The 21,707-nt window shown below is 70.4% G+C and carries 22 protein-coding genes and 1 pseudogene; 9 read left to right on the top strand and 14 right to left on the bottom strand.

What is annotated here, in order from left to right; translation table 11 throughout:
* Nucleotides 1-23 precede the first annotated feature (23 nt).
* A complete protein-coding gene (locus ACFY1E_RS31950; RefSeq protein ID WP_389081943.1) occupies nt 24-1,190 on the top strand; it encodes an acyl-CoA dehydrogenase family protein in 1,167 nt (388 codons plus the stop codon).
* Entirely contained in the window at nt 1,183-1,929 is a 747-nt protein-coding gene (locus ACFY1E_RS31945; protein ID WP_389081941.1) for a GntR family transcriptional regulator, read from the top strand. Before ACFY1E_RS31950 ends, ACFY1E_RS31945 begins: the two co-directional genes overlap by 8 nt.
* 332 nt (nt 1,930-2,261) lie before the next feature.
* Here the strand turns inward: ACFY1E_RS31945 and ACFY1E_RS31940 are convergent, their stop codons facing one another.
* The 8 genes and pseudogenes from ACFY1E_RS31940 to ACFY1E_RS31905 form a co-directional block, all read right to left on the bottom strand.
* Nucleotides 2,262-2,879, bottom strand: coding sequence for a sigma-70 family RNA polymerase sigma factor (locus tag ACFY1E_RS31940; RefSeq protein ID WP_389081938.1), 618 nt, complete (start codon nt 2,877-2,879; stop codon nt 2,262-2,264).
* Between the two features lie 166 nt (nt 2,880-3,045).
* Entirely contained in the window at nt 3,046-3,696 is a 651-nt protein-coding gene (locus tag ACFY1E_RS31935; protein ID WP_389081935.1) for a hypothetical protein, read from the bottom strand.
* Nucleotides 3,697-3,769: 73 nt separating this feature from the next.
* On the bottom strand, nt 3,770-4,750 hold the full coding sequence (locus ACFY1E_RS31930) for a hypothetical protein (RefSeq protein ID WP_389081933.1): 981 nt from the start codon (nt 4,748-4,750) through the stop codon (nt 3,770-3,772).
* Between the two features lie 171 nt (nt 4,751-4,921).
* The gene (locus tag ACFY1E_RS31925; RefSeq protein WP_389081930.1) at nt 4,922-5,569 is read right to left on the bottom strand and encodes a tetratricopeptide repeat protein; all 648 of its coding nucleotides are present in this window, start codon (nt 5,567-5,569) and stop codon (nt 4,922-4,924) included.
* 90 nt (nt 5,570-5,659) lie between these two features.
* Nucleotides 5,660-6,211 (bottom strand): annotated as a pseudogene (locus ACFY1E_RS31920) (HAD-IC family P-type ATPase); the annotation flags it as partial.
* A gap of 65 nt (nt 6,212-6,276) precedes the next feature.
* Entirely contained in the window at nt 6,277-6,621 is a 345-nt protein-coding gene (locus ACFY1E_RS31915; protein ID WP_389081927.1) for an ArsR/SmtB family transcription factor, read from the bottom strand.
* On the bottom strand, nt 6,618-7,076 hold the full coding sequence (locus tag ACFY1E_RS31910) for an SRPBCC domain-containing protein (protein ID WP_389081925.1): 459 nt from the start codon (nt 7,074-7,076) through the stop codon (nt 6,618-6,620). The genes ACFY1E_RS31915 and ACFY1E_RS31910 overlap by 4 nt, the downstream gene beginning before the upstream one ends.
* A gap of 96 nt (nt 7,077-7,172) precedes the next feature.
* Nucleotides 7,173-7,880 carry an SDR family oxidoreductase gene (locus ACFY1E_RS31905; protein WP_389081923.1) on the bottom strand — a complete coding sequence of 236 codons (708 nt, stop codon included), beginning with the start codon at nt 7,878-7,880 and terminating at the stop codon, nt 7,173-7,175.
* 101 nt (nt 7,881-7,981) lie between these two features.
* Between ACFY1E_RS31905 and ACFY1E_RS31900 the strand changes: the two genes are divergently transcribed.
* Nucleotides 7,982-8,827 carry a helix-turn-helix transcriptional regulator gene (locus ACFY1E_RS31900; protein WP_389081920.1) on the top strand — a complete coding sequence of 282 codons (846 nt, stop codon included), beginning with the start codon at nt 7,982-7,984 and terminating at the stop codon, nt 8,825-8,827.
* 44 nt (nt 8,828-8,871) lie between these two features.
* Here the strand turns inward: ACFY1E_RS31900 and ACFY1E_RS31895 are convergent, their stop codons facing one another.
* The 3 genes from ACFY1E_RS31895 to ACFY1E_RS31885 all read right to left on the bottom strand — a co-directional run bounded on the left by ACFY1E_RS31895 (nt 8,872) and on the right by ACFY1E_RS31885 (nt 11,774).
* Nucleotides 8,872-9,834 (bottom strand): class I SAM-dependent methyltransferase, encoded by a 963-nt coding sequence (locus ACFY1E_RS31895; RefSeq protein WP_389081918.1) that lies wholly within the window; start codon nt 9,832-9,834, stop codon nt 8,872-8,874.
* A gap of 75 nt (nt 9,835-9,909) precedes the next feature.
* The gene (locus ACFY1E_RS31890) at nt 9,910-10,698 is read right to left on the bottom strand and encodes a hypothetical protein (RefSeq protein WP_389081915.1); all 789 of its coding nucleotides are present in this window, start codon (nt 10,696-10,698) and stop codon (nt 9,910-9,912) included.
* Between the two features lie 53 nt (nt 10,699-10,751).
* A complete protein-coding gene (locus ACFY1E_RS31885; RefSeq protein WP_389081913.1) occupies nt 10,752-11,774 on the bottom strand; it encodes a LacI family DNA-binding transcriptional regulator in 1,023 nt (340 codons plus the stop codon).
* Nucleotides 11,775-12,016: 242 nt separating this feature from the next.
* On the opposite strand from ACFY1E_RS31885, the gene ACFY1E_RS31880 reads away from it, so the two are divergent.
* From ACFY1E_RS31880 to ACFY1E_RS31860, 5 genes are all read left to right on the top strand, one after another.
* On the top strand, nt 12,017-13,945 hold the full coding sequence (locus ACFY1E_RS31880) for a glycoside hydrolase family 127 protein (protein ID WP_389081911.1): 1,929 nt from the start codon (nt 12,017-12,019) through the stop codon (nt 13,943-13,945).
* Between the two features lie 38 nt (nt 13,946-13,983).
* Nucleotides 13,984-15,234: an extracellular solute-binding protein gene (locus ACFY1E_RS31875; protein WP_389081908.1), complete on the top strand. Its 1,251-nt coding sequence runs from the start codon at nt 13,984-13,986 to the stop codon at nt 15,232-15,234.
* Nucleotides 15,235-15,241: 7 nt separating this feature from the next.
* Nucleotides 15,242-16,213, top strand: coding sequence for a carbohydrate ABC transporter permease (locus ACFY1E_RS31870; RefSeq protein WP_389081906.1), 972 nt, complete (start codon nt 15,242-15,244; stop codon nt 16,211-16,213).
* On the top strand, nt 16,210-17,031 hold the full coding sequence (locus ACFY1E_RS31865; protein WP_389081903.1) for a carbohydrate ABC transporter permease: 822 nt from the start codon (nt 16,210-16,212) through the stop codon (nt 17,029-17,031). The genes ACFY1E_RS31870 and ACFY1E_RS31865 overlap by 4 nt, the downstream gene beginning before the upstream one ends.
* A gap of 99 nt (nt 17,032-17,130) precedes the next feature.
* Nucleotides 17,131-18,882 carry an RICIN domain-containing protein gene (locus tag ACFY1E_RS31860; RefSeq protein WP_389081901.1) on the top strand — a complete coding sequence of 584 codons (1,752 nt, stop codon included), beginning with the start codon at nt 17,131-17,133 and terminating at the stop codon, nt 18,880-18,882.
* 75 nt (nt 18,883-18,957) lie between these two features.
* Here ACFY1E_RS31860 and ACFY1E_RS31855 read toward each other — a convergent pair whose 3' ends face one another.
* Together ACFY1E_RS31855 and ACFY1E_RS31850 are read right to left on the bottom strand one after the other, a co-directional pair.
* A complete protein-coding gene (locus tag ACFY1E_RS31855; protein WP_389081898.1) occupies nt 18,958-19,359 on the bottom strand; it encodes an SseB family protein in 402 nt (133 codons plus the stop codon).
* Between the two features lie 120 nt (nt 19,360-19,479).
* Nucleotides 19,480-20,172: a type 1 glutamine amidotransferase domain-containing protein gene (locus ACFY1E_RS31850; protein ID WP_389081896.1), complete on the bottom strand. Its 693-nt coding sequence runs from the start codon at nt 20,170-20,172 to the stop codon at nt 19,480-19,482.
* Nucleotides 20,173-20,255: 83 nt separating this feature from the next.
* Here ACFY1E_RS31850 and ACFY1E_RS31845 point away from each other — a divergent pair, with 83 nt between their 5' ends.
* Nucleotides 20,256-21,224: a LysR family transcriptional regulator gene (locus ACFY1E_RS31845; RefSeq protein WP_389081893.1), complete on the top strand. Its 969-nt coding sequence runs from the start codon at nt 20,256-20,258 to the stop codon at nt 21,222-21,224.
* Between the two features lie 4 nt (nt 21,225-21,228).
* Here ACFY1E_RS31845 and ACFY1E_RS31840 read toward each other — a convergent pair whose 3' ends face one another.
* Nucleotides 21,229-21,705: a (2Fe-2S)-binding protein gene (locus tag ACFY1E_RS31840; protein WP_389081891.1), complete on the bottom strand. Its 477-nt coding sequence runs from the start codon at nt 21,703-21,705 to the stop codon at nt 21,229-21,231.
* Between the last annotated feature and the right edge of the window lie 2 nt (nt 21,706-21,707).

The raw sequence follows: 21,707 nt of genomic DNA, 5'->3' as shown, positions 1-21,707 counted from the left end.
CCGACGATGCGGAGTTGCGCCCCATGAGCGTCCTGGACATCCTCACCGACGACGAACGCCTTGTCGTCCGGACCGTGCGGGAGTTCGTCGACAAGGACGTCAAGCCCGTCGTCCAGCAGCTGGAGCACGCCGACACCTATCCCGAGCACCTCATCGAGCGGATGAAGGAACTCGGCATCTACGGCCTGGCCGTCCCGGAGGAGTACGGCGGCAACCCGGTCTCCACACCGTGCTTCGTACTCGTCACCGAGGAACTCGCGCGCGGCTGGATGAGCCTGGCCGGGGCGATGGGCGGGCACACCGTCGTCTCCAGACTCCTGGTGCTGTACGGCACGCAGGAGCAGAAGCAGCGGTATCTGCCGAGGCTGGCGACCGGGGCGGTGCGCGCCACGATGGCGCTCACCGAGCCGGGCGGCGGCTCGGACCTCCAGGCGATGACGACCGTCGCCCGACGCGAGGGCGGGGAGTACGTCGTCAACGGGGCGAAGACCTGGATCACCAACTCCCGCCGCGCCGGCCTGATCGCGCTGCTGTGCAAGACCGACCCGGCCGCCAGTCCCCGCCGTACGGGCATCTCGGTCCTGCTCGCCGAGCACAGCCCGGGTCTCGTCGTCTCCCGCGATCTGCCCAAACTCGGCTACAAGGGCGTCGAGAGCTGCGAGTTGTCCTTCGAGGACTACCGCGTACCGGCCGACGCCCTGCTGGGCGGCGAGGAGGGCCACGGCTTCGCCCAGATGATGAAGGGGCTGGAGACCGGACGGCTGCAGGTCGCCGCCCGTGCCCTCGGCGTGGGGCGGGCGGCCCTGGAGGACTCGCTGCGCTACGCCCAGGAACGGGAGTCGTTCGGCAAGCCGATCTGGCGTCACCAGTCCATCGGCAACTACCTCGCCGACATGGCGACCAAGCTCACGGCCGCCCGCCAACTGACGCTGTACGCGGCCCGGGAGGCCGACGCCGGGCGCCGGGTCGACATGGAGGCGGGCATGGCCAAGCTGTTCGCGTCGGAGACGGCCATGGAGATCGCGCTCAACGCCGTACGGATCCACGGAGGTTACGGCTACTCCACCGAGTTCGACGTGGAGCGGTACTTCCGCGACGCACCCCTGATGATCGTCGGCGAGGGTACGAACGAGATCCAACGGAACGTGATCGCGGCGCAGTTGGTGGCGAGGGGCGGTCTCGATGGCTGAGCAACCGCAGCGGGAGAGCACGTACTCGCGGCTCGGGAGAGAGTTGCGGGCGGCGGTCCTGCGGCACGACTACCCGGACGGCGTCCGCCTGCCCACCGAGGCGGAGCTGGCCGAGACCTACGGGGTGAGCCGGCAGACCGTGCGCCGGGCGTTCCAGGACCTCGTGGCCGAGGGACTGGTCTACCGGGTGCCGGGGCGCGGCACGTTCGCCACTCCCCGTGAGGAGCAGTACCTGCGCCAGTTCGGCTCGGTGGAGGACCTGATGGGCCTGTCCATCGACACCCGGATGGACGTCGTCACGCCCCTGCACCGACGGGTCGACGTCGACGCGGCCGGACGACTGGGCCTGAACACGGACCGGGTCCACAAGCTGGCTTTTCTACGGCTGCACGACGACATCGCGTTCTGCCACACGTCGGTCTGGCTGCCGCCCGCGATCGGCCAACTGCTGCAGTCCGTCGACGAGTTGACGCTACCCGGCACACCGAACGCCTTCACCGTCATCGGCCTGCTCGACCAGCGGCTGCCCGAAGCGATCGCCGAGGCCGAGCAGAGCATCACCGTCGCGGAGGCCTCGTCGGAGATCGCCGGGCACCTGGGCTGTGAACCGGGCCGCGCCCTGCTGCGCATCGACCGTGTCTACCAGACGGTCGCCGGACAGCTCGTCGAACTGGCCATCAGCCACTTCCTGCCCGAGCACTACTCGTATCGCGTGCGGCTGCGACGCAGCGGTCAGTGATACCGGCAGCTGCCTGTCCACGCCCACAGATGTCCGCGACGGAGAAGGACTCCTGAGCTTGAGGACACCTGGAGGCCGGCGCGGAGGGTCCGCGGCTTCGCCACCGCCGGCCCGGCACCGGTTCGGCGCTCCACGGCGCCGGCGGTGGGTCGGGCGCCGTCGTCATTCGCGAGGGGCCGAGCCGAGTAGGTGATCCGGACGAGCCGTCGGCGTGTGGCCGAGAGTTCCCGGCAGTTGTCGACTGACGGGCGGGTGTCCCGGAGCGGGCGGCGGAGGAGGGGCTCGGCGCCGAGGGTGCCGGGGCGATCGCCCCGGCACCCTGCTACGACGCGTCAGACCGCCGTCGGCACGGCGGGCCCCTCCGCGGCCTCCAGCAGGTCCATGAGACTGGCCCGGGCGCGGGCCACGCGGGAGCGGACCGTGCCGATCGGGCAGTCGCTGACCTCGGCGGCCACCGCGTACGGGAGACCGACCAACTGGGTGAGGATGAACGCCTCCCGGCGCTCGTCGGGCAGCGCGGCCAGCAGGTCCAGCAGGGCGATGCCGTCGTCGAAGCCGGGCAGGTCGCGCGGCTGGGACAGTTCGACGGCCAGTTGCCAGTCCGCTGCGTCGGAGAGGCGGGGCCGGGCTGCGGCGTGGCGGTAGCTGTCGATGACGGCCCTGCGGGCGATGGACAACAGCCACGCACGCGCCGAGGAGCGGCCCTCGAAGCGGTGCAGGCTGCCGAGTGCGCGCAGGAACGTGTCCTGCGCGAGGTCGTCCACCGCCTGCGGATCGGCGCACAAGTGGGCGACGTAGCGCTGGACATCGCGCTGCAGGGCGCGCACGAAGTGCTCGACGGCGTCCGCATCGCCGCCCCGGGCGGCGAGGGCCCAGGCCGTGATCGACTCGTCGAGCGCCGCCGTTCCGTCCTGTGGGGCGCGCGTGGTCGGCAAGGCAGAGGTAATCACCTGGTGTCCTTCTCAGGTCGACCGTGATCCGGACCGGGGCGCACGAGGGCGCGAGCGGTCCGGTGAGTGGGGGTACGGCCTACGGCACGAGGGCGCTACGGCGCCGGTGCGGCTGTACGGCCGTGGCCCGAGGCGCGCACGGGCAGCCTCGGGAAGCCGGCTGTCGTCAGGCGACAGCAGTCCCCATGGGAGGGCCCCGAGAGGTGATCGCGTCGACGAGAAGGAGGAGACGGGGCTCGCGGTCCGAGCGGCGGCGCCTCAGGTGTCGACGCGGGCGCTCCGGGGTGGCCGGCAGGGCGAGCAGCAGCCGTAGCGGTGCGGCCAGCCATCCCGCGACGGCCCGGAGGATACGGAAGGCGGCCTTCTCGCCGTACGCCAGCCACAGCCCGCACAGCAGCGCGGCCAGAAGGTGGGCGAGGAGCATGCCCGCCGACGGCGAAGTGTCGGCCGCTGCGTGACCCATGTGATCCATGTGATCCATGTGGGCCATGTCCATGGGATCCATGTGCATCGAGCCCATGCCGCTCATGTCCATGGAGACCGACGGGCCGGACGCCCCGGTCACCGACTGGGCGAGCGAGAACGCCTCGTGCAGCACCGTCTGGACGGCGACCACGACCGTCACGATCAACGGCAGCCCACGCTCCCGCCCCGCCAGGCACCAGCCGACGGACCCGGTCGCGCCCGTTCCGGCGGCGAGCGCCCAGGCGGGCACGTCGCTGCCGGACATCAGGGTGTGGCCCAGGGCGGCGAGCAGCACGCAGACGGCCGCGAACACCGCGGCCCGTACCGTGCGAGAACACCACCCTGCTGTCATGGCGCCTCATCCTTGCATCCGGGCGTCACTCGTCATGCAGGGGTACGGAAACGCACAGGCGCCTCCACTCAATTCACACCGTGTGATCCAGACCATGGAGATCGGCGGGAACTCGGCGGGACTCCGGCCCGACGTCCATGATCGCGCGAGGCCACAGCGTCAGGGCGAACAGCACCAGTGGAGGGCCGGTGCCCGGGTCGGTGGCGTGGCCGGTGAGCAGTCCGCCGAGGTCCTGGCCGAGCAGACCGGTGGTGACGGCCAGCGCTATGCCGGCCGACAGCGCCGGGCGTCGCGTGCGAACGGCCAGGAGACCCACGCCGACGGCGACCTGGAGCAGCCCGAGGACGACGACGAACCCCGCCGCCCATCCAGCGACCAGCCCGCCGACCGCATGGTTGACGGCGGCAATCACGGCCGGCTCTTCCTCGCCGGTGTTGGACAGCTGGGCAGCGGGCACATGGGCGGCGGGTTCCAGCTCAAGTGCCGCCGTGCCGATCCACAGCAGCAGCCACACCCAGCGCGCCGCCACACCGCCCAGCACCCCGCCGTCCGCGATGCTCGGCCCTGTTCGGTCGGTTCGCGGCCACAGCATCAGGGCGACCAGCGCATAGAGCAGTGCCGCACCCGGGGCACCGGTCAGCAGGTCGGTACCGCCCATGAACAGGCCGCCGAAGCCCTCGCCGACGGTCCACACCCCCAGCGCCCACAGGATAGACAGGGCCAGGGCCGGACGGGCGGTGCGCCGCCACAGCAGGCCCACGCCGAGCGCGACCTGCAGCGAGGCGAACAGCGCGTTCCACAGCGCGGGGTGTGCGGCCAGCATGCTCGTCAGGTCGTACTCCACCGTCGCCACGGGCCCGGGCAGCCCCATGTTCGCCATGCCCAGTGTGTCCACGAAGAAGCCCCGGGTGAACATGGACGGCTGGAACTGCAGCACCCCGTCCACCAGCCAGAGCGCTCCCAGCGCGATCTCCAGTCCGCGCCGGGTCACCCGCAGCGTGCTGCTTGCATGCCCGAGGGAGAAGTCCTGGATCTGCCGGTGGTCGACGGTCATGAGCCGGCACCTCCGATCGCTCATCGCACCCATGAGTACGAGCGGCAAGCACCGAATATTCACCTAAGCCCGTTTTGTCGCCAGGCGTCAGTCGCCGTTGAAGACGAGGTACGGGTGAGCCTTACGCCCGACGTGGGCAGTCTGCTGTGACCAGCGCTTCCCAGTCAGAGCCTAGGAACGGATGTGCGTGCGGGCTTGCTCGATCCACCCCAACACGGCCTTGGCACCGCAGCTCTCGGCGACCGACTGCGCCTCGTCAAGGCGAAGGGTCGCCGCCGCCGGGTCGCCGGTTTCGGCTGCGAAGTAGGCCAGTGCCACCAGGCCGGCTGCTTCCCCGGGCCGGAAGCCGATCTCACGGCGCAGTGTCACCGATTCGGTCAACCGCTCGCGGGCCTGATCGAAGCGGCCTGCATCCTTGTCGGTGAAGCCGAGATGCCGAACCGCATAGGACATGGTCATCCGGTCGTCGACGGATTTCGCCAGCGCGTACGACCGCTCGAAGTACGGCCTGCCGGCGACGCCGTCGCCCTTGACCACCTGGTGCCAGCAGCCGATCCAGAACAACGCTGCCGCCTCACCCGACGCATCCCCCAGACGCTCGTACAACTCGGCCGCGCGCTCGAACAGCACCAGCTCCTGGGGGTTCTCTTCGCGCTCGTTCAGGAAGCGGACGTGAAGCACCTTGCCCCGTGCCATGGCAAGCGGCGCCTCGACCGAGTCCAGCAGCTCATCCGACCGGTCCAGCGCGGACGTGTCTCCGCCGAACATCGCCGCTTCGAACAGCTCCCCCGCACGTTCGATCCAGTCCTGCCCTTGCATAGCCCTACCCCTCCCCCTCGGACCCTGACAGCGCCGAGGCTATCTCCGCACTCCCGGCGGCACGCGGGAATTGTGGGGCGGCGTCTCTCGAACAGCGGCGGCGTCGTTCACGCCGTCGCCGACGACCGCGACCCGGCAGCCCTGCTCCTGCAGATCCCGTACGAGGCGGGCCTTGTCCTCGGGGGTGCAGCGGGCGTGCACCTCTTCGATGCCCAGGGCCTTCGCGACGGCCTGGGCGGGGGCCTCCCGGTCACCGGTGGCAAGTACCGGGCGCACGCCCAGGCGCCGTAGCCGGTCCACGGCCCGGTAGCTGCCCGGTCGTACGACGTCCCCGACCTCGATGAGCGCCTCGGCACGACCGTCCACGTGCACCAGCACCGGTGTGTGAGCGGCGGCTTCATCCACCGCCAGCCCTGCGGGCAACTCGTCCTGCGGAGCGAGCACTTCGACCCATCGTCCCTCGACCCGGCCCTGGACGCCCCGTCCCGGCACTGCACCGAACTCCCCCACCTCGGACAGCCGTTGATTCAGTTCCCGCCGGGCGTGCGCGGCGATCGCGCGTCCCAGCGGATGCTCCGAGCCCTGCTCCACGGCCCCCGCCAGGCGCAGTACGGCCTCCCTGCCGAGTCCGTCCGGTACGGCGGCGTGTGGACGGCGAGCACCGCGGCGGCCGGCTCCTGCACGGTGGCGCGTTGGCGTACGCCCGTTCAAGACGGTTCTTCCCGCTCCGCGAGGTCCTTGATCGCGTCGAGGCGGCGGTCCCACTGTGCGGCGAGGGCGTTCAGCCAGCGGGTCGTGCGTTCGAGCGGTTGCAGGTGCGGTTCGTAGCGGACTTCCCGTCCGGTGCGGTGGCCGCGGACCAGGCCCGCGCGGTCGAGGACGGCCAGATGCTTGGCCACCGCCTGGCGGGTGACGGGGAGGGTCGCGGCGAGCGAAGTGGACGTCGCGCCGCCTTCACGGACGAGGGCGCTGAGGATCTGCCGGCGCATGGGGTCGGCCAGCGCCAGCAGGACGTCCTCGGGGGCCCGGTCGCCGTCGTGCGTGCCGGTCATGCCCGGATGTGCTCGCACTGGGTGCACAGGCGGTCGAGCTTGCCGGGCCAGTTCAGGCTGTTCGCGCGGTGGCGGTCGGCCGCCTCGTCGGCCGGCAGTCCGAGGCGCGCGAAGCCGGTCTCGGTCATCGTGAGCCGGGTACCCGCCGATGCCTCATCCGCGACGAGGGTGAACTTGACGAGCGTGGCGTTGGAGTCCGTCGGTTCTTCGCCTGCGGCTCCTTGCGACCAGCGCCAGGAGAAGGTGTGCGGCGGCTCGACCGTCTCGACACGGGCAGGGATGGCACCGTGGACACCGTGGTCGAACAGCAGCAGCCCGCCCGGCCGCAGGTCGATCTTCACGGGTTCCCCGTTGCCGAACCACTCCCCCAGGAAGGCCGGTTCGGTCAACACCGACCAGACCCGTTCCACGGAAGCGTTGATCACGATGGTCCGTTCGATGGAGTCGGGAATCACGGCAACCTCGTCTCATCCGAATGCGCTACCAAACGGTTGCACATCCCTGACGTATGCGCAACCACTTGGTTGCGCATACGCGGCGTGGAGACGTCATCACCACGGCAGCGGGCCGTTGATGTCGAAGAAGCCGCCGGTCGGGCCGTCGGGGCCGGTCTGTGCCATGTGCACGATGATTCGGGCGGCCTGCTCGACGGTCTGGGTGCCGGTGTTGCCGTTGAGGTCCGTCTTGGTGAAGCCGGGCTCGACGGCGTTGATCCGCATGTTCGGGAACGCCTTCGCGAACTGCACGGTGAGCATGTTGACCGCGGCCTTGGACGACGGGTAGGCGACGCCCGGGTAGAAGTGCGCGGGGTGGTCCGGGTCGGAGAGGTGGGTCAGTGAGGCGAGGCCGCTGCTGACGTTGACCACGACCGGCGCGGCCGAGCGCTGCAGCAGGGGCAGGAAGGCGTGGGTGACGCGGACGACACCGAAGACGTTCGTCTCGAAGGTGTTGCGCATCTGGTCGGCGGTCACGGTCTCGGCGGTGGGCACGCTGTTCCCCTCGCCGCGGGTCTCGATGCCGGCGTTGTTGATCAGTACGTCGAGTCCGCCGTCGGCCTCGACGGTCTTGGCCGCGGCCTCGACCGTGGCGTCGTCGGTGACGTCGAGCAGGACGAAGCGGGCGCCCAGCTGTTCGGCGGCCCGGCGTCCGCGCTCGGCGTCGCGGGCCCCCACGTACACGGTGTGACCTGCGGCGATGAGCTGGCGGGCGGTCTCGTGGCCGATGCCCTTGTTGGCTCCGGTGATCAGTGTTGTCGTCATGCGTCCAGACTGCGGCGCGCCACCCCCATCAGCCAGGAGACCCTGCTTCCTGGGACTCGGAGTACCAGGCACATGCGCGGACCGCGGTGTTCACTGGGGGCATGACGGCGACGGAACTCGGACGGACGCTACGGCGCTGGCGCGACCGGGTCGCCCCCGAGGCGGCGGGGCTGCCCTCCGGCGGCCATCGGCGGGCGGCCGGTCTGCGGCGCGAGGAGCTCGCCCTGCTGGCCGGGATCTCGGTCGACTACATCACGCGTCTCGAGCAGGGGCGGGCGGCCAACCCCTCCGGGCAGGTCGTCGAGGCGCTGGCCCGGGCGCTGCGGCTGTCAGGGGACGAGCGCGCGTATCTGTACCGTCTGGCGGAGTTGGTGCCGCCGGGTCCCGACGTGGTGCCCGGATTCATCACGCCCAGCGTCCAGCGGCTCCTCGACCGGCTGGTGGACACGCCCGTCGCGGTCTCCGACGCGGCCATGACGCTGCTGCTGGCCAACCCGATGTACGCGGCGCTGATGGGCGACCCGTCCGGCCTGCGCGGGTTCGAACGCAACGGCGTGTGGCGCAACTTCCTCGGGTTTCCGAGCCGGGTGCGGCACACCCCGAAGGAGTGGAGTGACTTCCAGGTCGGCATGGTCGCGGAGCTGCGGACGACCGCCGCCCGCTATCCGGCCGACCGTCAACTACGGCGCCTCATCACGGAGTTGCGTGCGAAGAGCGAGCGGTTCGCCGAGCTCTGGGACGCGGGCGTCGTCGGCCGGCTGACGGCCTCGCGCAAGACCGTCGAGCATCCGCAGGTGGGTGTGCTCACGCTGGACTGCGACCTGCTGCGGGTGGAGGAGAACGACCTGCACATCCTCGTCTACTCGGCCGAACCGGGCACCGAGGCCGCCGAGAAGCTGGATCTCATCTCCGTGATCGGCACGCAGAACCTGGCCGGGAAGGTCTAGCGGAGCGTCTCCTCGGCCAGGGCTCCGACGGAGGTCGAGGGGGACTACTGCGCGAACGGACGCCGCGGGGCCGCCTGAGCGCCGGGTGCGAGAGCCCTGCGTATCGCCCGGGTGACGATCGGGGGCAGCAGGTCCACGCCGATGCGGCGGACGCGGGAGCGGGGACGACGGCGCGCGGAGGCCGCAGGGGCGGCGGGAGCGGTGGCAGGGGCCGGCGCCGGGGATGCGGGCTGCTCGGGCGCCGTGTAGTACCGGGAGCGCGGGAAGGGCGGCGGCTGCATACCCTTCTGGGCGCGGGTGCGGACCAGACAGTGCCCCGCGGCCTCCTGGATGCTCAGGCCGACGTCCGTGCGGTCCCTGAGCATCGCCAGCAGCTCCTCCTGCACCGGCTGCGGATCACCCCAGGTGCCGTACAGCTTCTGGGTGCTGAGACAGATGGGGCGCAGTCCGCGGTTGAGCACGGCCTCCCAGGTGGCGACCGAGACGCCGGGGGTGTGCTCGGAGCGGAAGTCGTCGAGGACGACGATCCCGTCGGGCACCAGGAGGTCGCGGGCCGCGCCGATGTCGTCGTGGACGTGCTCGTACAGGTGCGAGGCGTCGATGTGGACGAAGCGGCAGCTGCCGGGGGCCACTTCCTTCGAGATCACGGACGTGGGGGCCTCGATCACCCTGGGCAGGGTGTCGTGGAAGGAGAGGTAGTTGCGCTCGAAGGCCTGTCGGGTGAGCGAGGAGTACGACTTCGCCGTCTCGGCCTGGTTGGCTCCGTCCGGGGCGTCACCGCCGAAGAGGTCGCAGACGGTGAACTCCTCGCCGTCCTGGCGGTGTTGGCCGAGCAGGATCGCGCTCTTGCCCATGTAGGCGCCGAGTTCCAGCAGGTCGCCCCGGAACCCACGCGTCTCCTGACGCTCGAGGAACCAGGTGAACAGGACCTGGTCCAACGGAGGAAACCAGCCCGGGACGTCTTTCAGCTCGCCGGGATTGTTGTCAATTGCTTGTGCAGTCGCCATGAAAGGGAACCTACTCACTGGGGACCGAACAAATTGTCGCCTGCCTGAACGTCCGGTGAACAGCTCGCCCACCCGTCACCGGGCAGGGGTAAAGCCGTCCGCCGCACCGGCCGGACGCCCCGATTCCCACACCCGTTCGAATTCAGCCTGGAAGTGCTCGTACCAGTGGCCGTCGCGCCCCGGCTGCACCGTGAACACGGCGTCGCCGCTGGCGGAGCTGTGGGAATACACGTCGACGTAGATGATGCCGTTGGACCGTCCGGGATCCAGGAGCATCAGTCCGTGGGCGGGCACGAAGGGCAGGAACCTGACCTCGACCCTGCCGTCCGCTCCCGGCCTCTCCATGAGCTCCTTGAGCAGGTCGATCGAGGGGTGCAACCGGTTCTCGTAGACCTCGGGCCGGTCGGCGATGGTGCTGCGCCGGGCGGCCTCGGCGGGTGCCGTGGACGTGGGGTCGATGAGTGCGATCTTGATGACTGCGCCGGCTGTGGCGCGGTGCTCCAGTTCGTCGACGAGGTTTCGCAGGGTACGGGCGAGGGTGGTGCCGACGATGCGGATGTCCCGTGCGGCGCGGACCTGTTCGACGGCCTCGGGCTTGTCCCTGCTGAAGAAGTCAGCCGCGGAGACGTCCCCGGAGCGGCCGGCCCGGACCTCCGCGGCCAGGTCGGCGATCTGGCGCCTGCTGCCCAGCAGGCTCCCTGCCAGCAGGGCGAGCGTCGCCAGGGTGGCGGCGGCGAGGACCTTGCCGCCTGCCACGTCGAACACGCCCAGTACGGCGAGGGTCAGGGACAGCAGCGCCGTGACGTAGAGCTCCAGGTTCTCTCCTGCGGAGAGGTCGCCGCGCAGTCGCCGTAGGAAACGCATGCCGATCATCGTCGGGAGCCCGGCGGTATCCGTCAACGCCGCGGCAGGGGAGGTCAGGTGGACTCGCGCACCACCAGCCGGCACGGCACCGTGTGCAATCCCGGAACCGCCTCGGAGTCGATGGCCTCCAGCAGTTTCAGGGCGGCGATGCGGCCGATCTCGGTGAGGTCCATGTCGATCGTGGTCAGCGGCGGGCGGCAGGCCAGGGCCATGGTGTCCCAGTTGTCGTAGCCGACGACGGCGATCTGGCCGGGTACGTCCACGCCGCGCTCGCGCAGTGCGTCGGCGACGCCTCGTGCGATCAGGTCGTTGCCGCAGAAGACGGCGTCCGTGTCCGGGGCGGTGCGCAGCACGGCGTCGGCGGCCCGGCGCCCCCAGGCCTCGCTCCACTCCCCGAAGTGGACGCGGCCGGTGGCGAGTCGGAGCGAGGAGCGCTCCAGCAGGTCGACGGCGTGGCGGGCGCGGTCGCGGGCGGCCGCGTGGTGTTCGGGGCCGGTGACGTGGGCGATGCGGGTGCGGCCGGTCGCCAGCAGATGCTCGACTGCCAGATGGGCTCCGCCCCGGTCGTCCGAGACCACCGAGGTGTCGGAGGGATCGGTGGACGGGGAGAGCGCGTAGACGACCGGGATGCCGTCCAGGCCCCTCAGGGGTGGGCGCGGGTCCGTGCGCCGGCCGGTGACGATGATGCCGTCGACCCGGCGGTCCATGAGGTTGCGCAGGTGGTGCTGCTCGCGGATGGTGTCGCCCCGGGTGTCGCACAGCAGGACCGAGATCTTTCCTGCTCCGAGCGCGTCCTCGGCGCCCAGCAGCACGGGCGTGCTGAAGCGGCCGATGCCGTCCGTCGTCATCAGCCCGACCGTCCAGCTGCGCCCCGTGTGCAGGCTCTGCGCATGCTGGTTGGGGCGGAAGCCGAGCGTCTCCACGGCGTCCAGCACCCGCTGCCGGGTCTCCGGGCGCATGCGGCCGCTGCCGCTCAGCGCCTTGGATGCCGTGCCGACGCTGACGCCGGCGAGGGCGGCGACGTCGGCGAGCTTGGCCCGGCCGGTGGAGGTGGATCGCGGAGCGGCTTCGGTCACGGGCAATCCTTTTCTCAGTGCTCGATCTTCGTCGATCAGTGGTCGTTCATCGTCAGGTGGGGCGCGCCCCATGGTGTCAGGCGGCCGAACGGAGTACCAGCCCTTGAGCAACAAAGGAAAACTCGTGCAGAGCCCTTGACCGCGATTCCCTCGCTCCACTCTACTGCTCGGCGAGGAAAACGGTTGCTCACCGCTTTGCTCAGCTGTTGTCCCGCCGCCCGACCTTCACCTTCCGGAGAGCCATGCCCCACGCCCGCTCCACCCAGCCCTCCCCCACCGGCCCGGTACGCCTCGGCCCCGATGCCCGTGCCGTCCTGCGCCCCGCCGCCGCAGAAGTGGCCGACGGCTTCTGGCACACCCGCCGCCAGGTCAACGCACTCACCTCCATCCCTCAGGGCCCCGCCCTGCTGGAGTCCGCAGGCAACCTGCACAATCTGCGGCTGGCGGCGGGCGCGGCCGAGGGCGAGTTCCAGGGCGCGTACCCGTTCGTCGACACGGATGTCTACAAGTGGCTGGAGGCGGCGTCCTGGCAGCTGGCCCAGGGCCCGTCCACCGACCTGGAGGCGCACGTCGACCGGATTGTCTCCCTGGTCGCCGCCGCCCAGCAGCCGGACGGCTATCTCAACACCTGGTTCCAGCTGGTCAAGGGCGGCGAGCGCTACCAGGACCTGCGCTGGGGCCACGAGCTGTACTGCGCGGGCCATCTCATCCAGGCGGCGGTCGCCCACCACCGGGCCACCGGCCGCGGGGAACTCCTCGATGTGGCCCGCAGGTTCGCCGACCACATCGACTCGGTCTTCGGTCCGCCCGGCAGCGGCAAGGAGATCGACGGCATCGACGGCCACCCCGAGGTCGAGACCGCGCTGGTGGAGCTGTACCGGGAGACCGGCGAGCGCCGCTACCTGGACCTGGCCGGCTACTTCGTCGACCGGTACGGCCACGGTCTGCTCGGCGGCGAGGCCTACTGCCAGGACCGGGTGCCGCTGCGCGAGGCGACGAACGTCGAGGGCCACGCCGTACGGCAGTTGTACCTGCTGGCCGCCGCCACCGACCTCGCCACCGAGACCGGGGACGGCGAACTCCGCGCCGCCGCCGAGCGGCTGTGGCACGCCATGACCACCACCAAGACCCACATCACCGGCGGCCTCGGCGCCCACCACGACGAGGAGGACTTCGGCGACCCGTACGAGCTGCCCAACGAGCGCGCCTACTGCGAGACCTGCGCCGCCATCGCCTCCGTGCAGTGGAGCTGGCGCATGGCCCTGCTCACCGGCGAGGCCCGCTACTCCGACCTCATCGAGCGCACCCTGTACAACGGCTTCCTCGCCGGGGTCTCGCTGGACGGCGAGCGCTGGCTGTACGTCAACCCGCTGCAGGTCCGCGACGGCCACACCGACCCCGGCGGCGACCAGTCGGCCCGCCGCACCCGCTGGTTCCGCTGCGCCTGCTGCCCGCCGAACGTGATGCGGCTGCTGGCCGGCCTCGAGCACTACCTCGCCACCGGAGACGGCGACGGCCTGCAGATCCACCAGTACGTCACCGGCCGCTACAGCGCCGGGCCGATCGCCGTGCGCGCCGAGACCGACTACCCCTGGCACGGCACGATCGCGCTCACCGTCGAGGGCACCCCGGGCGACCGGCCCTGGACGCTGTCGCTGCGCGTCCCGCAGTGGTGCCGCGAGTTCCGGGTGCGCTGCGGCGAGGTCACGTACGACCAGACCGACGCTCCGGTCACCGAGGGCTGGCTGCGCATCGAACGCACCTGGGCGCCTGGCGACCAGATCGTCCTCGAACTCGGCCTGGAACCGCGGCTGACTGCGGGCGACCCGCGCGTGGACGCCGTGCGCGGCTGCGCGGCGATCGAACGCGGGCCGCTCGTGTACTGCCTGGAACAGGTCGACCACCCGGGCGGCGGCCTCGACGACATCGTCCTCGACCCGAGCCGCCCGCTCGCCGTCAAGCACCGCCCGGACCTGCTCGGCGGGGTCACCACGGTCGTGGCGGCCGGGCGGCGGCGCGACATCCCCGACGCGGGCTGGTGGCCGTACCGGCCCGCCCACCCCGATGAAGCCCCCACGGACGGCGAGTCCGTCGAGCTCACGGCGATCCCCTACTACGCCTGGGCCAACCGGCAGGACGGCGCCATGCGCGTCTGGCTTCCCACCTCCTGACGCACCCTCAACTTCGCTCTACGACAACGAGGTCACCCGTGATATCCACCCGCCGCACTCTCCTCGCCGCGCTCGCCGCCGTCGGCACACTCGCCTCCCTGACCGCCTGCGGAGGCGGCTCCGGCTCGTCATCGAACTCCTCGTCGGGCGGGTCCGGAGGGACGTACACCTTCTGGGACCCCTACCCGCAGTTCGACGCCTCCTCGGCCTGGGGCAAGCTGGTGACCGGCTGCGGGACGCAGGCCGGAGTGAAGCTCAAGCGCACCGCGTACGACACCACCGACCTCGGCAACAAGGCGCTGCTGGCCGCCCAGCAGGGCAACGCGCCCGATGTGATGCTGGTGGACAACCCGGTCGTCTCCACGCTGGTGGAGGCCGGGATCCTCAACAAGACCAGCGACCTCGGCCTGGACACGAAGTCGATCCAGAAGAACATCATCGGCGCGGGCACCATCGACAACGCCTCCTACGGGGTGCCGATCGGCGCCAACACCCTCGCGCTCTACTACAACAAGAAGGTCCTTTCCGCCGCCGGTGTCGACGCGGCCTCCGTCAAGGACTGGAACTCCCTCACGGCCGCCCTGAAGAAGGTCAAGTCGGCCGGGAAGAAGGGCATCACGTTCTCCGCGATCAACACGGAGGAGGGCAGCTTCCAGTTCCTGCCGTGGTTCTGGGGCGCGGGCGGCGACCTGACCAAGCTCAACTCCGCCAAGGGAGTTGCGGCTCTCTCCCTGTGGAAGCAGTGGGTGGACGCGGGGTACGCCCCCAAGGACGTCCTGCAGAACACCCAGACGACCAGCTGGCAGGAGTTCGCCACCGGCGACTACGCGTTCGGCGAGAACGGCACCTGGCAGCTGGGCAACGCGGCCAAGGCCGGCTTCGACTACGGGATCATCAACATCCCCGGGCAGAACGGCGGTTCGGCGCCCGTGCCGACCGGCGGCGAGTTCGTGACCGTGCCCGTGCAGAAGGACACCGGGCGCTACGACGCCAGCAAGAAGATCGTCACGTGTCTGACCAGCGACGCGAACCTGCTGCCCACCGACACGACACTGCAGTACGTCGCGCCGACGGCCGCCGTCCAGGCCGAGCAGGTGAAGCAGAACCCGAAGCTGAAGCCCTGGGTGGACGCGGTGGCCGCGGCCCGCGGCCGTACCAGCGGCGGTCTGGGCACCAAGTACCCGACCATCTCGCAGCCGATGTGGACCGCCGTCCAGGCGGCGCTGTCGGGCAGCAAGAGCCCGCAGGACGCCCTGGACACCGCCCAGTCGAGCGCGCAGAAGGGCTAGGAACGGCATGACCATCGCCCGGGTCGACCGTCCGCGGCGGGCAGCGTCCGCCGCGGCGGGGGCGAGCGGCGCCGACGCCGAGTCCCTGCGTCGCCGGCACCGGCGCAGGAGCCGGCTGACCGCGCTCGCCTTCGTCACCCCCCTCCTCGCCTACCTCGCCGCCTTCTACGCCTATCCGCTCTATCGCAACCTCGACCTGAGCCTGCGCGACTACACCGTCCGGTCGTTCGTGGCGGGGGACGCGCCGTTCTCCGGCTGGGACAACTTCCAGAAGGTCCTGGACGACCCGACGTTCGGCCCGGCGATACGCCACACGATGATCTTCACCTTCGTGTCGATCGCCTTCCAGTACGTCATCGGGCTCGCCCTCGCCGTCTTCTTCAACCGGCACTTCCGGCTCGCGCCCACCCTGCGCGCACTGTTCCTGATCCCGTGGCTGCTGCCGCTGATCGTGTCGGCGTCGACGTGGTCGTGGATGTTCAACAGCGAGTCGGGAGTGGTGAACTACTTCCTGCATTTCTTCGGCGTGAGCCCGGTCGGCTGGCTCACCTCGCCGGACTGGGCACTCACGTCGGTGATCGTCGCGAACATCTGGATCGGCATCCCCTTCAACCTGGTCATCCTCTACAGCGGCCTGCAGAACATCCCCGCCGACCTGTACGAGGCGGCGGCGCTGGACGGGGCGAGTGCCTGGCAGCAGTTCCGCCGCATCACCTTCCCGCTGCTGCGCCCGGTCTCCGCGATCACCCTGCTGCTGGGGCTCGTCTACACCCTCAAGGTGTTCGACCTCATCTGGATCATGACCAAGGGCGGCCCGGGTGACGCCTCGTCCACCCTGGCGACCTGGTCCTACCAGCTGGGCTTCGGCACGCTGCTGCCCAAGTTCGGCCCCGGCGCGGCCGTCGGCAACATCCTCATCCTCATCGCGCTCGTCTTCGGGCTGCTGTACATCCGCGTCCAGAGGAGGCAGGAAGCGTGAAGTCCCGTACCCGTACCCGCCGTTACACCGTCATCGGGCTCGTCCTGACCGCGCTGATGCTGTTCCCGGTGTACTGGATGCTGAACGTGTCCCTCACCCCGCAGCAGGACATGCGCAAGGACCCACCCGACCTGCTGCCCCTGCACCCCACCTTCGAGGGCTACAAGGCCGTCCTGGACGACCAGTTGCCGTACCTCGGCACGAGCCTGCTGATCGGTCTGGGCACGGTCGCGCTCACCCTGCTGCTCGCCGCCCCGGCCGGCTACTCGCTGGCGAAACTCCGTCCGCGCGGGGGCGGGGCGCTGGGCCTCGGGCTGCTGATCGCGCAGATGATCCCCGGGATCGTCATGGCGATGGGTTTCTACGGCATCTTCCTGGACCTCGGTCTGCTCAACTCCTGGTGGGGCCTGATCATCGCGGACTCCACCATCGCCGTGCCGTTCGGCGTCATGATCTTCACGGCGTTCATGTCGGGCATCCCCGGCGAGCTGATCGCCGCCTCCCGCATCGACGGCGCGGGCACCTTCCGCACCTTCTGGTCCGTGGTGCTGCCGGTGAGCCGCAACGCCCTGGTCACGGTCTCGCTGTTCAGCTTCCTGTGGGCCTGGTCCGACTTCGTCTTCGCCAACACCCTCGACGGCGGCGGCGATCTGAGGCCGATCACCCTCGGCATCTACAAGTACATCGGCAACAACAACCAGGAGTGGAACGCGATCATGGCCACCGCCGTCGTCGCGTCCGTTCCCGCGGCCGTACTGCTGGTTCTCGCACAGCGCTATGTGGCCGCAGGTGTGACCGCCGGCGCCGTGAAGGACTGAGACGGCGCTCCGCTGGTCTTGCCGATCTGCGGCTGCGCCGCGGATCGAAACAGCCCTGCCTGTTTTGTCCCCGTCCCCCTCCGTGAGGAGAAGACCGTCATGAGCCGCACAAGACCCCCCGTCCCCACACGCCTGACCGCCGCCCTCGGCGCGATCACCCTCGCCGGCGCCGCCCTCGCCATCGCCACGCCCGCGCAGGCGGCCCCCACCGCCTCCACCACCCTGGTCGTCAACGCCGACCAGACCCTGCGGCCCGTCACCCATGTGGCGACCGGCAGCCTGTACGGCCTCGCCGACGCGAGCACCCCGTCCGACAGCCTGGTCACCGCGCTCAAGCCGAACACCTTCGTCCAGATGGCGCCGGGCGGCTCCCAGCTGCCCAACGGCGAGCCCAAGCCGGCGGGCGACGCGCTCGTGGTGGCGTCCAAGGCGGCGCGAGCCGGCGCCAAGGTCGTCGTACGCATGCCGGACTGGTATCCGAACTTCCCGTACAAGTGGGTGAGTTGGAGCGACTGGCTGTCCGCGGTGGACAAGCAGGTCGCGGCCGTGAAGTCCTCCGGCGCCACCAACATCAGCGCGTACGAGCTGTGGAACGAGCCGGACTGGACGTGGGACACCACCAACGCCGGTGCGTTCGACGCCGGTTGGGCGCGCACGTACAAGGAAGTCCGGGCCAAGGACACCAAGACGCCGATCCAGGGGCCGAGCTACTCGGTGTGGAACCAGTCCTGGATGAGCACGTTCCTCACCGACGCCAAGGCCAGCGGCACCGTCCCCGACATCATCGCCTGGCACGAACTGCAGGGCTCGCAGAACATCGCCGCGCACGTCTCCGCGTACCGGGCCCTGGAGAGCAGCCTCGGCATCAGCCCGCGACCGATCTCCATCGAGGAGTACGGCACCACGAGCGAGGTCGGCGTCCCCGGACCGCTGGTCAGCTACGCGGCCAAGTTCGAGCGGGCGGGTGTGCATGACGCCGAGATGGCCTTCTGGAACCACTACGGCACCCTCGGCGACACCCTGACCGACACCGGCGCCTCGCCGAACGGCGCGTACTGGCTCTACAAGTGGTACGGCGACATGTCCGGGAACATGCTGGTCACCACTCCCCCGGCGCAGACGGGCATCGACGGCGCGGCCTCGCTCAACAGCGCCGGGAACCAGGTGAGCGTCATCTTCGGCGGCGGGGCAGGCTCAAGCGCGGTCACGGTCAAGGGGCTCGGCTCGCTGTCGGCGTTCGGTGGCACGGTGCACGCCAAGCTGGAGTACACGCCCTCCAAGGGCCGAACGACCGCGGTGTCCGGACCGGTCACCATCTCCGACGCCGACTACACCGTGAGCAACGGCCAGATCACCGTGCCCGTGACGACGAATGCGAGCGACGGCTACCACCTGGTGATCACCCCGAGCGGCACCTCGACCTCGCTGGCCGGCACGTACCAGATCACCAACAAGAACAGCGCTCTCGCCCTCGACACCTCGGGGGCGGGAACCGCGCAGGGCACTTCGGTCGTCCAGGCGACGTCGAGCACGGGCAGCAGCCAGTCGTGGACGCTGACGGCCGCCGGCTCCGGCCTCTACAAGATCGTCAACAAGGCGAGCGGGCTGCTGCTGGGCATCGACTCCATGAGCACCGCGGACGGCGGCAAGGCCCTGATCTGGGGTGACAACGGGACCGCCGACCACCTCTGGCAGCTCATCCCGTCCGGCGACGGCTACTACAAGATCGCCAACTACAACAGCGGGCTGCTGCTGGGCGTGAACAACATGAGTACGTCGTCCGGGGCGCAGGTCCTGCAGTGGGACGACAACGGCACGGCCGACCACCTGTGGAAGCTGACGTCGCGGTGAGGTGAGCGTGGGCGTTCCCGTGGCTGCGGGAACGCCCAGGCTCAGGATGACGTAAGGGACTGCCGGGGTGTCATGTCAGGCGGCGCCGCGGTCGAGCAGTTGCCTGACCCCCGCGGCCGTCAGAGCCACTTCCTCGGGTGTACCGACGTCGATGACGAGCGCCAGGGTCTCGGACGGCCAGCGGCGGGCGAGCGTGCCGAGCGCGATCCGGCGATGCTGGGTGACCTGCGGAAGCGCCGACTGCAGGCGGTTCTCGGTGGTGAACACAGGCACCAGTTCGGTGCCGTCCTCCTGCGCGTAGACGGGCAAGGTCACCGCCGAGGGATCCTGCTCCTGGGAAGCAGCGGAACCGGCCGGCACGAGTACCTCACTGCCGGCCAGGGTGTTCAGCTCGGCCTCGTCCGCATCGCCTCCGACCACGGCTCGCAGGGCCTGATGTACGGCGGGGGCGGAGCCGTCGGAAGAGTAGTCGGTCACGGTTGATCCAATCACCGGGTCGAACAGCGGGACACGGCACTGTGCCCGCCAGTGGTCCGCCGGGGCCGCTACCCGAAGTCCCGTGGGTCATGTCTCCCCGCCCTGCCACCGACGTCATGTTCAGCCCAGCGTCTTGAGCAGCTCCGCGGCGAGCGGGGCGGAGGAGGCCGGGTTCTGGCCGGTGACGAGGTTGCGGTCGACCACGATGTGCGGCGCCCAGGGCTCACCGACCTGGACCAGCACGCCTGCCTCGGTCAGCCGGTCCTGCAGCAGCCACTTGGCCTTGTCGGCGAAGCCGGACTGGGTCTCCTCGTCGTTGGTGAAGGCGGCCACCCGGTACCCGGCGAAGGCGTTGACGCCGTCCTGCTCGGCGGCGAGCAGCGCGGCCGGGCCGTGGCAGACGACACCGAGCGGCTTGCCGGACTCCAGGGCGAGGGTGAGCAGCTTGCCGGAGTCGGCGTCGATGGCGAGGTCCTCCATCGGGCCGTGGCCACCGGGGTAGTAGACGGCGGCGTACTCGTCGAGGTTCACGTCCTGCAGGCTGATGGGATGCTGCAGCTCGGTGGCGGCGGCGAGCACGCCGGCGACGCGGTCGGCGTTCTCCTGCCCGCCGTTGTACTGGGCGGCGAGGCTGCCCTTGTCCACGGTCGGTACGACACCGCCCGGAGTGGCCACGACGATCTCGTGACCGGCGGCCTTGAACGCCTCGTAGGGGGCGACGGCCTCCTCGGCCCAGAAGCCGGTGGGGTGGCGGGTGCCGTCGGCCAGCGTCCAGTAGTCGACGCCGGTCATCACGAAAAGAATCTTCGACATGCTCTGTCTCCGAGGGGTCGTCAGCGTGGTCGTGATCCGACCGTAAGTCCTGTCTGCCATAGGAATCCAATAGGCTCATCGATATGAGGAATAGGGAAACCAATGACCGGCAGGAGAGGGCGCAGGTCGGCGGCTCGGCCGCCCTGGACCTGAATCTGCTGCGCACCTTCCTCGCCGTCTATCGCACCGGCTCGTTCACGGCCGCGGCACGTCTGCTCGGGCTGTCGCAGCCCACGGTCACGACGCAGGTGCGCGCGCTGGAGCGGCAACTGGACCGGGAGCTGTTCCAGCGCCAGGCCCGCGGGGTCTCCCCCGCTCCGTACGCGGACGAGCTCGCCGCCCGTATCGTGCAGCCGCTGGATGCCCTCGCCACGATCACCGGCCGGGGCGGACCGGCCGACGACCAGCCGCCGGAGCCGGTGCACCTGGCGGGACCGCACGAGTTCCTGACCCGTTCCGTGCTGCCCGGGCTGGCGCCGCTGGTGGACCGGGGCGTGCGGCTGCGCATCACTCCCGGACTGACCGAGCCGCTCCTGGACGATCTGCGGGCGGGCCGCCACGACCTGGTGATCGCGACCTTCCGGCCACGCGGCCGGGCCCTGGCCGCCGTGCCCCTCGGGGACGAGGACTTCGTGCTGGTAGCCGCCCCCGTCTGGGCCGAGCGCATCGGCGGGCCGGCCGGAATCGCCGGCGCCGGGCCCGCCGCCCTCCACGGTGTGCCGCTGGTCGCCTACGCCGAGGATCTGCCGATCGTGCGCCGCTACTGGCGTCATGTCTTCGGCAGACGACTCGTCAGTCAGCCGGCGGTCACCATGCCCGACCTGAACGCGGTCAAGGCGGCGGTGGCCGGCGGTACGGGCTTCACGGTCCTCCCCCGCTACCTGTGCACCGCCGAACTGGCCTCGGGCGCCCTGGTGCTGCTGCACGACCCGGACGACCCACCCATCAACACCGCCTTCCTGGTCCAACGCCCCGGCGCCTCCGCCAACCCGCACGTAGCCCTGGTCCGCGACCACCTGCTCCAGGCCGTACGCGACAACCGGCAGCAGTAGGGGGTCAGTACTTCTTCGCACCCGCCACGATCGCCTCCCTGATCCGGTGGTACGTCCCGCACCGGCACACGTTGCGGATCTCGTCGAGGTCGGCCTCGGTGATGTCGCGGCCCTCCTCGCGGGCCTGGCGGACCTTGGCGACCGCGGTCATGATCTGGCCGGGCTGGCAGTAGCCGCACTGTGCGACGTCGTACTCCAGCCAGGCCTCCTGCATCGGGTGGAGGTCCCGGCCGACGGTGGCGGGCAGGCCTTCGATGGTCGTCACCTCGTCAGTGGGGGCGAGGTCCTTGACCGGGACGCTGCAGGGGTTGAACGCCTTGCCGTTGATGTGGCTCGTACAGGCCTGGCACACGCCGAGCCCGCATCCGTACTTCGGTCCGGTGACGCCCAGGACGTCCCGAAGGACCCACAGCAGCCGTACGTCGTCCTCGATGTCCACGGTCACCGGTCTGCCGTTGAGGATGAAGGTGTGTTCGGGCACGA

Origin of the sequence: Streptomyces sp. NPDC001604 (assembly GCF_042893475.1) — a bacterium.
Lineage (GTDB): Bacteria > Actinomycetota > Actinomycetes > Streptomycetales > Streptomycetaceae > Streptomyces.
The sequence above is the reverse complement of the archived record's forward strand: the minus strand, read 5'-3'. Positions and strand labels throughout refer to the sequence as shown.

Bases quoted from the DNA above. Each gene is read 5' to 3' on its own strand.
- ACFY1E_RS31950 (WP_389081943.1), top strand. From the start codon at position 24: ATGAGCGTCCTGGACATCCTCACCGACGACGAACGCCTTGTCGTCCGG.
- ACFY1E_RS31945 (WP_389081941.1), top strand. From the start codon at position 1,183: ATGGCTGAGCAACCGCAGCGGGAGAGCACGTACTCGCGGCTCGGGAGA.
- ACFY1E_RS31935 (WP_389081935.1), bottom strand. From the start codon at position 3,696: ATGACAGCAGGGTGGTGTTCTCGCACGGTACGGGCCGCGGTGTTCGCG.
- ACFY1E_RS31930 (WP_389081933.1), bottom strand. From the start codon at position 4,750: ATGACCGTCGACCACCGGCAGATCCAGGACTTCTCCCTCGGGCATGCA.
- ACFY1E_RS31925 (WP_389081930.1), bottom strand. From the start codon at position 5,569: ATGCAAGGGCAGGACTGGATCGAACGTGCGGGGGAGCTGTTCGAAGCG.
- ACFY1E_RS31915 (WP_389081927.1), bottom strand. From the start codon at position 6,621: ATGACCGGCACGCACGACGGCGACCGGGCCCCCGAGGACGTCCTGCTG.
- ACFY1E_RS31905 (WP_389081923.1), bottom strand. From the start codon at position 7,880: ATGACGACAACACTGATCACCGGAGCCAACAAGGGCATCGGCCACGAG.
- ACFY1E_RS31900 (WP_389081920.1), top strand. From the start codon at position 7,982: ATGACGGCGACGGAACTCGGACGGACGCTACGGCGCTGGCGCGACCGG.
- ACFY1E_RS31895 (WP_389081918.1), bottom strand. From the start codon at position 9,834: ATGGCGACTGCACAAGCAATTGACAACAATCCCGGCGAGCTGAAAGAC.
- ACFY1E_RS31890 (WP_389081915.1), bottom strand. From the start codon at position 10,698: ATGCGTTTCCTACGGCGACTGCGCGGCGACCTCTCCGCAGGAGAGAAC.
- ACFY1E_RS31880 (WP_389081911.1), top strand. From the start codon at position 12,017: ATGCCCCACGCCCGCTCCACCCAGCCCTCCCCCACCGGCCCGGTACGC.
- ACFY1E_RS31870 (WP_389081906.1), top strand. From the start codon at position 15,242: ATGACCATCGCCCGGGTCGACCGTCCGCGGCGGGCAGCGTCCGCCGCG.
- ACFY1E_RS31860 (WP_389081901.1), top strand. From the start codon at position 17,131: ATGAGCCGCACAAGACCCCCCGTCCCCACACGCCTGACCGCCGCCCTC.
- ACFY1E_RS31850 (WP_389081896.1), bottom strand. From the start codon at position 20,172: ATGTCGAAGATTCTTTTCGTGATGACCGGCGTCGACTACTGGACGCTG.
- ACFY1E_RS31845 (WP_389081893.1), top strand. From the start codon at position 20,256: ATGAGGAATAGGGAAACCAATGACCGGCAGGAGAGGGCGCAGGTCGGC.